The organism is Micromonospora sp. NPDC005215, assembly GCF_040607915.1.
In the GTDB taxonomy this organism is placed as follows: domain Bacteria; phylum Actinomycetota; class Actinomycetes; order Mycobacteriales; family Micromonosporaceae; genus Micromonospora.
The window spans coordinates 20,672-33,004 of record NZ_JBEXHQ010000065.1; the positions used below are offsets into that span (position 1 = coordinate 20,672).

A 12,333-nucleotide genomic window follows, 5' to 3' on the forward strand; every position below is an offset into this window, starting at 1 on the left:
CGCTACCGGCGGCGGCCCGGTCGCTGGGGCTCCGGACGTTCCACCCGCACCGGGTCGCCCCGGACGAGGTCGTCGTGGACCCGCCACCGGGCGGTGGTGACGGCACGCCGGGCCGCCTCGTCGCCCTGCTCGACGCGTTGCCGCAGCAGTTCCAGGGCGACCCGGCGGTTCAGGCTGAACTGCCGTTCCTCGTCCACCACGACGACGAGGCCCGAAGGACGGTGTGTCGCTCGGACCGCCGTGCTGGCCTTGTTGCGGTGCTGACCACCCGGACCGCCGGTACGGCAGCCGACGATGTCGACGTCCGCCTCGGCGAACGGCGTCGGCGTCGCGTCGGGTGACGGCGGCTGCGCTGTGACATACCAGTTCTTTCGGCCCGTGCTCGCCCGGTACGGACTCGGGGCCTGCCAGCACAGCGTTCCGGTCCACGAGGCCGCGAACGCGTCGGCGTCCGTACCGGTGATCTGAATGAGCACCGAGCGGTAGGTGCCGGGCTGATCACCGGGCACCACCTGGACCTGTTCGATCGTCAGACCCCGGCGGGTGCCAGCTTCGGTCAGCCGACGCAGTAGCTGGGCCAGTGCCCAGGCGCACTCCCGCGGACCACGACCGGCGGACACGAGCAGGAGCACGCTCACGACCGGCCCCGTCCGTCGCGGTGGCCCCGCCGCTGCGTTCGGGAGGTGGACCCGAGATCGGGCGTCTTGTAGGTGACAAGGGGAGTCGTGCTGACCACCGGGGTGGCCAACCGGTGCTCGACGAGATCGGCGATCACCTGCTCGATGCGCTTGTACGCCGTGGGCGCCTCCTCGAAGAGCAGTTGGCGGTCGCCGCACACCACAAGCGAGCCCACTGGCGTACGGCGTAGCTCCTCGACCGTGTGCTTGGCCCGGCCCCGCCGCAGGGCGTCGGCGCGCGACATCTTGCGGCCGGCGCCGTGCGCCACCGAATGGTTGGCCTCCGGCCCGGCGTGGGCGGCGACCAGGTAGGAGGCCGTGCCCCGGGTGCCGGCGACGAGGACGTCGCAGCCGTCGCCCGGCGCCGCGCCCTTGCGGTGCAGGTAGACCCCGTCCCGGACCTCGACCAGGTTGTGGCACTGATCGACGATCGGTGCGGTGGGCTCTGCCCCCAACGCGTACGCGACCCGGGCCGCCAGCACCCGTCGGTTGAGCGAACCCCAGCGCACGGCGTCGTCGTGCATCGTCAGGTAGGCGGCGGGATCGGGTGCGGCGCCGGCGCCGTGCACCTCGGTGTGCGCCCGCAGGATCCGCTCGCCCAGACCACGGGAACCGGTGTGCACGATGAGCACGAGATCGCCGGCGTCGAGCCCGAGACGACTCGCGTGGTGCGCGTCGAGGATGGTGTCGACGCGCGCCAGCTCGACGAAGTGGTTGCCACGCCCGACCGTCCCGAGACCGTCCAGGTGACCGGCTGGGACGTCACAGTTGACGACCGCCCAGGCCGGGTCGCCGGCGTCCTGGTCCGGGTCCATCGCGCGGTCGAGGTTGGGGAACCGGGCGGCGAGGCGCTCCGGCACGGCCCGCTTGAGCTTGATGGGGAACACGGCGATGCCGCAACCGATGTCGGAGCCCACCAGGAACGGGTACAGCACAGTCGACGCCATGGCCGCGCCGATGGGCGCGCCCTTGCCGGGGTGCAGGTCCGGCATCGCCGCAACGTGGATCATGCCGTCGAGGGCGGCAACCTGCCGGCACTGGGCGAGCGCGGCGGACTCGATCCAGCTCGCGGGTGAGGCGAACACCGTGACGGTGGCCGGGGCGGACGGGGGCAGGGACTCCCGAGGGGAGTGGTGCTGGTGCAAGGAGGCTCACTTCTCACGCAGACGCAGGAACGGACGACGCCACGCCCTCCGGGAGGTGTCACCGGGGGCGGATGCGGGGGTGGTTCCGTCAGTACGTCATGGCCGTCACTCTCGTGCAGCCCGTCGCCTGCGGCAAACGATTTTCCGTCGCGACGGACGCCGCCGCGGTGGCACGCCGCGCCGCATCCTGCCCTACGGGGTCCAGGGCGCTGGCGAGCCCACTCTCGCCGCGCGGTTGGTCGAGCGCCTCGGATTGCCGTGGTATCCGGTGGACTACCTGCTGTGGCTGCCAGGGTGGGTCGAGGTGCCGGTCGCCATGCGGAGGCTGGGTCTGACCGACTGACCCGGGCCCCGGCGGCGCCCGGACCCGTTGACATGGCACACCAACCGTCGGCCCACTCCCAGCGGGTAGTGGGCCGACGGTTGGTGTGCATGGTCAGTGCTGGAGGTGCCCGGCCGGCAGGTCACCGGCCGGCCTCCGATCAGGACTCCCGGGTGCGCCGCCGGGCGAGGAAGAATGCGAATGCGCCAAGCACGACCAGCGCACTTCCGATGCCCGTCATGGCCGGGATCGCGCCACCGCCGGTCACCGGCAGGACTGGCGTCCTGCCGCCGCCCCCGGGGCTGCCGGGTGCGCCGGGCGCTCCGGGGCTACCCGGTGCGCCAGGGCTGCCTGGTGCTCCCGGTGCTCCCGGGCTGCCCGGTGCTCCGGGGCTGCCGGGTGCGCCAGGACTGCCGGGTGCTCCCGGTGCGCCGGGCGCTCCGGGGCTGCCGGGTGCGCCGGGACTGCCTGGTGCGCCGGGACTACCGGGCGGGCCGGACGGTCCGGCAGGGCCGGTGGGTCCGGGTGGGCCGGTGGGTCCGGGTGGGCCGGTGGGTCCGGGTGGGCCGGTCGGCCCGGCGCACAGCGGCGCTGTGATGACGTTGGTGTCGAGGGTGACGGCGGCGGTACGTGCCAGCGCACGGCCCTGGAGGGTCGCGCCCGTGGCCATCGTGATCGCCGCTTGGGCCATGACGGTGCCCACGAAGGTGGTACCCGTGCCGATCGTCGCCGAGCTGCCGATCTTCCAGAACACGTTGCAGGCCGAAGCGCCGTTGATCAGGACGACGCTGCTGTTCGACGCCGTCGTCAGCGAGGAGTCGACCTGGAAGATGAACACGGCTGCGGGGTCGCCCTGGCCGTTGAGCGTCAACGCCCCGGTCAGCTGCGCGGCCCCGATCCGGTAGACGCCAGCGTTGAGGGTGTTGCCCCCGAGTTCCGCGGGCAGGTTGGTGAACGGTGTCCGCCCGGCGGCGTCGTTGAAGGCGATGGTCAGATCACTCTGGGCCTGGAGAGCGACCGCGTCGCCGAGGTGGACCTCACCGCCGATGGTTGCCGTGCCGAAGCCCGCCGCGGTGCTTCCCGGGAATCGTCCGAGGCTTTGAGCCAGGAAGCTCGGGCCGGTGTTGGTCGGCTCGGCTCCGGCGAGGACGGAGAAGTTGCCGGCTGTTCCCAGGTTGACCGGTGCGTCCGCGGCGCTGGCCGGCGTTGAGCCGAGCAGCAGAAAGCTCGCGGCGACGGCGGCTGCTGCTGACGTCGCGAGCGCGGGTAGCAGCCGTCGGCGAAGACGATGATGATTGGGCTTTGCTGTCACAGAACACCCTCCGTGGGTACTACTTCGCAGGAGAGCCCGGTGAGCCACGCCCTGCGTGAAACGGCCTGAATGGCACTGAGAAAGTGCGTTCACCACCACATCACGTCACGGTCACGTATGCGCACAAAACGGGATATTAAGCATGCCAGATCGGGCAATACCCATTCGCGTTCATGTTGGCCCCAACCCGCGACTGGCCTGTCTGGACCAGGTGGCCGACATCGCGAAAGGCGAGCTTCTATCGGATCGACCGTCGTCCTTGTTGGCAGCCCAGCGGCCGCTCTCAGGGCTGGTGTGCCGCAGCGGGCCTGATCGCCCGGCCGTGCACGCAGGGTGCGGACGGGCTGTTGCTGGTGGCCGGGAAACGGAATCGACGCAGCTCCTCGATCACGAACCCTTCGGCCCTGATGGCGGCGACGGTGTCGCGGTTGGTGTGGCAGCCGGCGAAAAGCTTCGGCCACAGTGTCGCGTCGAGTAGTCGTTGGGCTCGGTGCAGGCCGCTGTGCTGCTCGGCGGCGACGTGCTCGAAGAAGCGCAACTGGCCGCCGGGGCGCAGCACCCGGCTGGCCTCCGCGAGCGCGCTCGCCTGATCCGGCACGGTGCACAACACCAGCGCGACGACCGCCGCGTCGAACTCGCCAGCACCCGCGGGGAGGGCGTCCGCCAGACCGTCGACGACAGTGACCGGTACCGGCGCGTTCGGTGCCGCCCGCTCGGCGGCGGCGCGCAGTCGGCGTTCCGGCTCGACCGCGACGACCTCGGTCACCCCGGGGGGATAGTGGGCGAACATCCGGCCGTTGCCCGCGCCGATCTCGATCACCCGGCCGGACAGGCCGGTGACCAGGTCCCGTCGGAACTCCGCCGTGCCGGCGCGGTCCATGGCGACGCTGAGCCTTTCGTACACCCGGGCGAACACCGGATGGGACACCACGGCCACGTCGACCTCCAGGGAGCAGACGATCATCGTTGAACTGTTCTTGAGCGATTGTCCTGCATCGGTGCACGGTTTCCGTCTTACTGGTGGGCAGCGGTTGACAGCCCAGCGCAGACAGGACGTGTTCGACCATGAAGATCGTCGTCATCGGTGGCAGCGGCCTCATCGGCGCCAAGCTCGTGGACAATCTCGGTGCCCGGGGGCACGAGGCGGTGCCGGCGTCACCGAAGACCGGCGTCAACACACTGACCGGCGAGGGAGTGGCCGAGGCACTCGCCGGTGCCGATGTCGTGGTCGACGTGTCGAATTCGCCGTCGTTCGAGGACGCCGCCGTGCTCGAGTTCTTCGAGACGTCCACCCGCAATGTCCTCGCCGCCGCGGCGGCGGCCGGGGTGGGCCACTACGCGGCGCTCTCGATAGTGGGTTGCGACCGGATCCCGGACAGCGGGTACATGCGGGCGAAGGTTGCCCAGGAGAAGCTCATCGTCGCGGCCGGGATCCCGTACTCCGTCGTACACGCCACGCAGTTCTTCGAATTTCTCCAGGGGATCATCGACGCCGCCACGGACGGCGACACCGTGCACCTCGCGCCGGTCCTCGTCCAGCCGATGGCGGCGGACGACGTCGCGGCCGCGGTGGCCGAGGTCGTGGTCGGCGCGCCCACTAACGCGGTGGTCGAGATCGGTGGGCCGGAGCAGTTCCGCCTCGACGAACTGGGCCGATTCATCCTCGCGTCCCAGCGGGACCCCCGGTCGGTGGTGGCCGACCCGGGTGCCCGGTATTTCGGTGCCACGCTGGCCGAACGTTCGCTGGTCCCCGCCGACGACGCCCGCATCGCCGCCACGCGCCTGGACGACTGGCGTACCCGGACGACCAGCGCCGGGTGACCCGGCCCGCTAGACGGGTGGGTCCGCCCGCCCGGCGAGGCGCCGCGCCAACTCCCGCACCGCCTCGGTGAACGACTCGTCCGCCTCGTCCGGCCAGTGTCCGTGGATGGGAGGGGGAACGCTGTCGCTGGCCGGCGTCACCAGGTCGCGGGGATCTCGTTGTCGGCGATCCACGGCGTCTGCCGGGTCGCTGTTCGGAGCCGCCCGGGGTGACCGGTGGGCGGAGAAGACCCAGCCGCCGATCGGGTCGGTGTCGCGCCACAGGTTCACCCAGCGCCAACCGACCCGGCGGCCGATGTCGTGCAGTGCCGCCTCGTCGATGTAGGCGGGGAAGAGCCGCGCGTAGAGGCGACGCAGTGGTGACCCGTGGGTGAGCAGGGCGACCCGGCTGCCGACCTCCGGCGGCAGCTGGAGCACCGTCGCGGCGAGCAGGACCGAACCGTGGCTGTGCCCGGTGAGCAGCACGGCATTGCCGCTTTGGACGAGGTACGTGATCCGGCGGGTCAACTCCGGTACGGCGCGTTCGGCGTAACAGGGCGGTGCGAAGGGGTGGGCGGCTCGGGGCCAGAACGTGCCGAGGTCCCAGAGGACGCCGACGTGCCGCCGGAACGGGACGGTCCGGTAGGCGAAGACGCTGCCGATGATCAGGCCGAGGATGATCGCGGCGATCAGCCAACTGCCGAACGCGATGGCGAAGGTGACAGCGTCCGCCGGCAACCCGGCGCTCCTCTCGACGACGTCGCTCGGGAACTGTCCCAGTAGGCCGATGGTGGTGGTGGCCGTGGCGAGTCCGGCGAGGCAGCCGAAGAGCACCGCCAGTGGCACCAGTTTCTCGGTGAACCGGGCCCGGGCTATCGCGTCGCGGACCTGTCGCAGTCGGGTGCTGACCTCCGTCGGCGGGTGCGGGTAGTCGTGGGCGACGATCGCCGCGGCGTCGCGACGCCGGCCGCGGCGGGTGATCACGATGACCAGACCGGCGACGATCAGCGTGATCACGATCGCACGCAGGAAGCCGAAGATCACCCACGTGTACGCGCGGGGTGGGCCGGCGGCGATGCCCGCACCGGTCGGCACGTCGCGGTCGAGGAAATCCGCCGCCCGGTAGACCAGCTCGGCGGAGTACGCCACCGCCACGCTGATCCCGGCGGCCGCGATCGCGAGCCCGCCCAGCCCGAACAGTGGCGTCGCGCCCCGCCGCCGGTCCCGCCGCCGGAGCAGCACCACGCCCAGGGCGGCCAGCAGGATCGTCTGCGCCACGAACAGCCCGGCCAGGGTCGAGTCGTAGCCGGGCAGCTCGCGGCGTCCGTCCCACGGTTGCGGGCTGGCCAGCACGTAGGCCACCACGAGGACGGTCAGGACGATGGCCGTGGACCGCAGCGCGTGGGTGATCCCGTCGAGTCGTCGATCGGTGGCGGCCCGGTCGATCAGCGGCGGTGTGCAGAGCGATCCCACGCAGGCGGTCAGGACCACCACGGTGGCCACCGTCAACGCGACGCCGGTGGCGGTGGCCCCGGTGGCGACCCGGGCCAGGAGCAGGGTGAGGTCCAGCGTCGCGAACGCGGCGGCGACGTGGATCGAGCGCAGCCGGCCGACCAGCGGCTCGGCGTCCCACTGACCGACCGCGCCGAGCCGTTGCCCGGACACCTGTTCGGGTGCGCGAAACGCCTCGAACGTCCGTCCCGGGCGGCTGCTGACGCGCCAGATCAGGCCGATCGCCGTGGCCGGGACCAGCGTGAGCACCGCCAGTCGCAGCCCGACCGGCCGCCCGCTCAACCAGGACAGCCAGCTGCGTCCGGCGAGGCAGTTCGGCGAGTTCAGACACTTCCAGCCGACGAGATCCAGGGCGACGCCGGCGATGGCGAGCACGTAGAACGCGGTGAGCGTGAGCGCCAGCACCCGGCACAACGACCTGACCATCGCCTCGGAACCGGCTGTCGCGGGACGCATCCAGATCGCCACGTTGACAAGCATGAACGGCAGCAGGAAGACCAGCCCCAGGGCGCGGGCCACGGTCCCGGAGGGCAGATCACCCCAGCGGTACGCCTCCAGCGTCACCCCGTGCGCGCCACCGGTGTCCGAATGTCGGGGCTGCGGCCGGTAGAAGCCTCCGCTGCGGTCACCCGCCACCTGCGCGATCTGGTGCAGGTCCAGCACGTCTTCCACGCTCGCGCCGGAGACTCCGTGCACCCGCAGCTCCACGATGCGGCCGGAGATGTCTGGCCCGCTCAACCGCGCTGATCCATCCGATGGCCCCCCGAGGCGTCTCGGCAGCCCCATGTCACACGATCCACCCGAGGCCAGCCCTGCCAGCACCGTGCCGGGGCCGCCCACCTGCGACGGCGACAGACCGCGGTCTACCCGAACCGGGCGGCCTCAATCGCGGCGCGCTCCACCTACGCCGGAACGGACGCCCCGGGCCTGACATCCGTCGCGGTCGACGCTGCGTACGCTCGGGCGGGGTGTCGACCCACCAGCGCGCGGGATTGGTCGGGTGCTGGCGGGGTAGGCGCCGCCATGGTCGCTGCCGGTCGGCACGGAGCGGACGACCGCGCTCCGATCGTGGTCCGGCTCTGGCACCGCGCCATGCTCACGCTGCACGACCGGTTGCGTCGGGTACGGGCGATCGGCGGGCTCGCTGTGCAGGCCGGCCTGGCCGCGGCGCTGGCGTGGTTTGTGGCGCACGAGCTGTTGCACGTGTCGCAGCCGGTCTTCGCGCCGATCTCCGCGGTCTCGACTCTCGCCGCGTCCGTCGGTCAACGCCTCCGCCGTACCGTCGAGCTGATCATCGGTGTCACAGTGGGGGTGCTGATCGGCGATCTGCTGCTCCTGGTGATCGGCACCGGGTGGTGGCAACTCGCCCTGATCGTCGTGCTCGCCATCGTTGTCGCGTTGTTCCTCGTGGGCAGTGCGGCGGTGGTGGTCCAGGCCGGAGCGACGGCGGTGCTGATCGCCACGCTCAGTCCGTCCGTCCGTGATCTGGAGATCCCTCGGTTCGTGGACGCGCTGGTCGGGGGCGGTTTGGCGCTGTTGGTCACCACCGTGCTGCTGCCGCTGAACCCGCTGCGGGTGCTCAACCGGGCAGCGCGGCCGGCGTTGGATCTCCTCGTCACCCAACTCGACGCGACCGCCAGCGCGCTGGCCGAGCGGGACGCTGCTCGGGCCCGCACCGCCCGGAGCGAACTGCGGCAGAGCAAGGGCCAGTTGCAGGCGTTCGTCGAGGCGACCCAGGGCGCCCGGGAGGCCAGCATCCTGTCGCCGGTGCACTGGCACGAACGGCACGGTCCGGTGAGCCGGTACGCGCAGGCGGCAGAGCCGATCGACCGGGCGATGCGCAACAGCGGGACGCTGATCCGTCGGTCGGTGACGCTGATCGAGGACGGTGAACCGGTCCCGGACGCACTGCCGGGGGCGGTTGCCGATCTCGCCGAGGCCGTCAGGTTACTCAAGCGGCAGTTCGCCGCGGCGGTCGAGCCGAACCGGGCTCGCGAGCAGGCGCTGCGGGCGGTCCGGACGGCCGGTCATGCCTACCGGGAGGGGGTCGGCTTCTCCGGAGCGGTGGTGGTGGCACAGGTCCGGACGACCGTCAGCGACCTGCTGGTGGCCACCGGGCTGACCCAGGAGGAGGCGAATCACCTGGTCCGGGGCACGTTCGGCGAGCTGGAAGCACCCGGCGTGCCGCAGCGGGACTGATCCGCCGGCATCATCCTGAGCCACGGCTGTTGCACTCTGAGCCAAAGTGGTGCCATGATGGTGCCATGGAGCTGAGGTCATACGTCGAGAACCTGCGAGACGAGTTCGCCGTGGCTGCGGAGGGGGTCGACCCCGAGGCCCGGATGTTGGCCGAGCGGCTCTTTGCCCAGTTGGAGGCGGCGACCCGTCTCACGTTGCTCGAGGCCCTGTCCGACGCCGCCGACGAGATCACCCGCGATCTCGCGCCGGGTTCGGTGCACGTCCGGTTGCGCGGGCGCGAACCGGACTTCGTGGTGACGCCGGCCAGCCCGCTGGTCGACGAGGTGAGCGCGGCCAGCGGCCCGCCGACGCTGTCCGCCCCGGCCCCCGCGCCCGAGGGGGAGGACGGCGGCACCTCGCGGATCAACCTCCGACTCCCCGACCACCTCAAGGCCAGCGTCGAGGAGGCCGCCGGGCGCGCCGGGCTCTCGGTCAACGCCTGGCTGGTGCGCGCCGTCGCCGGTGCCGTCAGCGCCGGCGAGACGGAGCGTCGCCCACCCCGCCGCGTGGAGCCGCGCTCCGGCCAGCACGTCACCGGCTGGGCCCGCTAGCTCTCCGTACCCCTTCGTTCTCGCGCCGCTGACCAGCGGCGACATTCGCCGACCACCTTCCGGGAGACCACCATGCCTGTTTTCGAAACGCCAGAACCCATCGCCGTCCGGGTCGAGCTGCCCGTGGGAGATGTCTGGATCAAAGCGACCGACCGCACCGACACGGTGGTGACGGTCCGGCCCCGCGATCCGTCGAGCAAGGCCGACGTGAGCACCGCGGACCAGACCACCGTCGAGTACGCCGCAGGGCAACTACTGATCAGGGTGTCGAAGAGTTGGCGCCGCTACGGCTTCGGCCCCGGGCCGTCGGTCGACGTCCTGATCGAGCTGCCGGCCGGGTCGCGGGTGCACGCCGAGTCGTCCTGGGCGGCGTTCCGCTGCGAGGGTCGGCTGGGCGAGTGCCGGATCAAGACCGGGAGCGGGATCCGGCTCGACGAGACCGGACCGTTGGACATCGACAGCAGTCACGGCGAGGTGGCGGTGGAGCGGGTCGCGGGCTCGGCCCGGGTGAAGGTCTCGTCCGGCAAGGTGCGCATCGGTGCGGTCGACGGCTCCGCCGAGATCAAGAACTCCTCCGGTGACTGCTGGATCGGCCGCAGTGGCGGCGACGTCCGGGTCAACACCGCGTACGGCGACATCACCCTCGACGCGCCGCTGGCCTCGGTGACGGCACGCACCGCCTACGGCAACGTCCGGCTGGGTGAGGTCGTCCGGGGGGCGATCGAGCTGACCACCTCGTACGGGGCCATCGAGGTCGGCATCCGCCGCGGGACCGCCGCCTGGCTCGACGTCAGTTCGAAGCACGGCCGCGTGCACAACGCCCTGGAGACGACCGACGGCCCGGCGCAGACCGACGAGACGGTCGAGGTCCGGGCGAACACCGCCTACGGCGACATCATGATCCGCCGCGCCTGACCCGTCGCACCGCGACCACAAAAGAGGAGACCATGACCAGTTCCACGAAGCCCGCGATCGTCGCCACCGACCTGCGGAAGTCCTACGGTGACAAGGTCGTGCTGGACGGCGTCGACCTGATGATCACCGAGGGAACGATCTTCGCACTGCTCGGCCCCAACGGCGCCGGCAAGACCACCACGGTGCAGATCCTCTCCACCCTGATCAACGCCGACGGCGGTACCGCCCGCGTCTTCGGCCACGACCTGACCCGAGAGCCCGACGCGGTACGCGACCTGATCGGCGTCACCGGTCAGTTCTCCGCCGTCGACAACCTGCTCACCGGCCGGGAGAACCTCAACCTGATGGCCGACCTGTGTCACCTCGACAAGGGTGCCGGTCGGCGACGGATCACCGAGCTGCTCGACCAGTTCGACCTGACCGAGGCGGCCGGCAAGCCGGTGTCGACGTACTCGGGCGGCATGCGGCGGCGGCTCGACCTCGCGATGACCCTGGTCGGCACGCCCCGCGTGATCTTCCTGGACGAGCCGACCACCGGTCTCGACCCGCGCAGCCGCCGGGCCATGTGGCACATCATCCGCGCGCTCGCCGCCGAGGGCGTCACCATCCTGCTCACCACCCAGTACCTGGAGGAGGCCGACCAGCTCGCCGACCGCGTCGCGTTCCTCGACCACGGCCGGCTGATCGCCGAGGGCACCCCGCGCGAGCTCAAGCGGCTCATCCCGGGTGGTCACGTGGTGTTGCAGTTCGCCGACCAGGACGGGCTCGACTCGGCGGCCCGGACGTTCGCGACCGGCCGGCGGGATGACGCGTCACTCACCCTCCAGGTGCCGAGCGACGGCGGGGTCGGTTCGCTGCGCTCGCTTCTCGACCAACTCGACAGCGCCTCGATCAGCGTGGCCGGGCTCTCCGTGCACACCCCCGACCTCGACGACGTCTTCCTCACCCTCACCGGTCAGCCCGACTCCCGCGCCGGCCGACCCGACCACGAAAGGGCCCCCGCGCGATGAGCACCGTCTCCCTCGCCGTCCGCGACTCGAGCACCATGCTGCGGCGCAACCTCCTGCACATGCGGCGGTACCCGTCGATGACCTTCCTGCTCATCGGCATCCCGATCATCATCCTGTTGCTCTTCGTCTACGTCTTCGGCGGCACGCTCGGCGCCGGCCTCGGGCCGACCGGCGACCGCTCCCAGTACGCCAACTACGTCACCCCCGGCATCCTGCTCATCACTGTGGTCAGCGCGGCGCAGGGCACCGCCATCTCGGTCGCGATGGACATGACCGAGGGCATCATCGCCCGGTTCCGGACGATGGCGATCTTCCGACCGTCGGTGCTCACCGGCCACGTACTGGGCAGCCTGGTCCAGACCCTGCTCAGCCTCGCGGCCGTCACCGTCGTGGCGCTGCTCGTCGGGTTCCGGCCCACGGCCAACCCGGTCGAGTGGCTCGCGGCGATCGGCGTCCTCGCCATGATCACCTTCGCGCTCACCTGGTTGTCGGTTGCGCTCGGCCTGGTGAGCGACAGTGTCGAGACGGCAAGCAACCTCCCCATGCCGCTGATCCTCCTGCCGTTCCTCGGCAGCGGGTTCGTCCCCACCGAATCCATGCCGGCGCCGGTGCGGCTGTTCGCCGACTACCAGCCCTTCACGCCCGTCATGGAGACCCTTCGCGGCCTGCTGCTCGGCACCGGGATCGGCGCCAACGGGATCATCGCGGTCGGCTGGTGCGTCGTCATCAGCGTGGGCTGCTTCTTCTGGGCCAAGGCGCTGTACAACCGCAGTCGGGCCACCTGACCCCGGCACCCGCTCGACGTCCCGCCATCGCGACGGACAGCCGGCGGCTCGGCCCACAGGGCCGAG

Annotated in this window: 11 protein-coding genes; 6 read left to right on the forward strand and 5 right to left on the reverse strand. The window is 71.4% G+C overall.

Annotation, left to right across the window (positions count from 1 at the left end; translation table 11 throughout):
• Positions 1-2: 2 nt before the first annotated feature.
• From prfH to ABZU25_RS31575, 4 genes are all read right to left on the reverse strand, one after another.
• Positions 3-638 (reverse strand): peptide chain release factor H, encoded by a 636-nt coding sequence (gene prfH / locus ABZU25_RS31560; protein WP_355032994.1) that lies wholly within the window; start codon positions 636-638, stop codon positions 3-5.
• Positions 635-1,822, reverse strand: coding sequence for an RNA ligase RtcB family protein (locus tag ABZU25_RS31565; RefSeq protein ID WP_355032995.1), 1,188 nt, complete (start codon positions 1,820-1,822; stop codon positions 635-637). The genes prfH and ABZU25_RS31565 overlap by 4 nt, the downstream gene beginning before the upstream one ends.
• A gap of 482 nt (positions 1,823-2,304) precedes the next feature.
• On the reverse strand, positions 2,305-3,456 hold the full coding sequence (locus ABZU25_RS31570; RefSeq protein ID WP_355032996.1) for an ice-binding family protein: 1,152 nt from the start codon (positions 3,454-3,456) through the stop codon (positions 2,305-2,307).
• 283 nt (positions 3,457-3,739) lie between these two features.
• Positions 3,740-4,420 carry a class I SAM-dependent methyltransferase gene (locus tag ABZU25_RS31575; RefSeq protein ID WP_355032997.1) on the reverse strand — a complete coding sequence of 227 codons (681 nt, stop codon included), beginning with the start codon at positions 4,418-4,420 and terminating at the stop codon, positions 3,740-3,742.
• A 101-nt stretch (positions 4,421-4,521) separates the two neighbouring features.
• On the opposite strand from ABZU25_RS31575, the gene ABZU25_RS31580 reads away from it, so the two are divergent.
• Positions 4,522-5,277, forward strand: coding sequence for an SDR family oxidoreductase (locus ABZU25_RS31580; RefSeq protein WP_355032998.1), 756 nt, complete (start codon positions 4,522-4,524; stop codon positions 5,275-5,277).
• Positions 5,278-5,286: 9 nt separating this feature from the next.
• Here ABZU25_RS31580 and ABZU25_RS31585 read toward each other — a convergent pair whose 3' ends face one another.
• On the reverse strand, positions 5,287-7,506 hold the full coding sequence (locus ABZU25_RS31585; protein WP_355032999.1) for a hypothetical protein: 2,220 nt from the start codon (positions 7,504-7,506) through the stop codon (positions 5,287-5,289).
• 354 nt (positions 7,507-7,860) lie between these two features.
• Between ABZU25_RS31585 and ABZU25_RS31590 the strand changes: the two genes are divergently transcribed.
• From ABZU25_RS31590 to ABZU25_RS31610, 5 genes are all read left to right on the forward strand, one after another.
• Positions 7,861-8,967, forward strand: coding sequence for an FUSC family protein (locus ABZU25_RS31590; RefSeq protein ID WP_355033005.1), 1,107 nt, complete (start codon positions 7,861-7,863; stop codon positions 8,965-8,967).
• Positions 8,968-9,032: 65 nt separating this feature from the next.
• Complete coding sequence (locus ABZU25_RS31595) at positions 9,033-9,557, forward strand: hypothetical protein (protein ID WP_355033000.1); 525 nt, start codon at positions 9,033-9,035, stop codon at positions 9,555-9,557.
• 72 nt (positions 9,558-9,629) lie between these two features.
• On the forward strand, positions 9,630-10,472 hold the full coding sequence (locus ABZU25_RS31600; RefSeq protein ID WP_355033001.1) for a DUF4097 family beta strand repeat-containing protein: 843 nt from the start codon (positions 9,630-9,632) through the stop codon (positions 10,470-10,472).
• A gap of 32 nt (positions 10,473-10,504) precedes the next feature.
• The gene (locus ABZU25_RS31605; protein WP_355033002.1) at positions 10,505-11,482 is read left to right on the forward strand and encodes an ATP-binding cassette domain-containing protein; all 978 of its coding nucleotides are present in this window, start codon (positions 10,505-10,507) and stop codon (positions 11,480-11,482) included.
• Positions 11,479-12,267, forward strand: coding sequence for an ABC transporter permease (locus ABZU25_RS31610; protein ID WP_355033003.1), 789 nt, complete (start codon positions 11,479-11,481; stop codon positions 12,265-12,267). Before ABZU25_RS31605 ends, ABZU25_RS31610 begins: the two co-directional genes overlap by 4 nt.
• Positions 12,268-12,333: the final 66 nt, after the last annotated feature.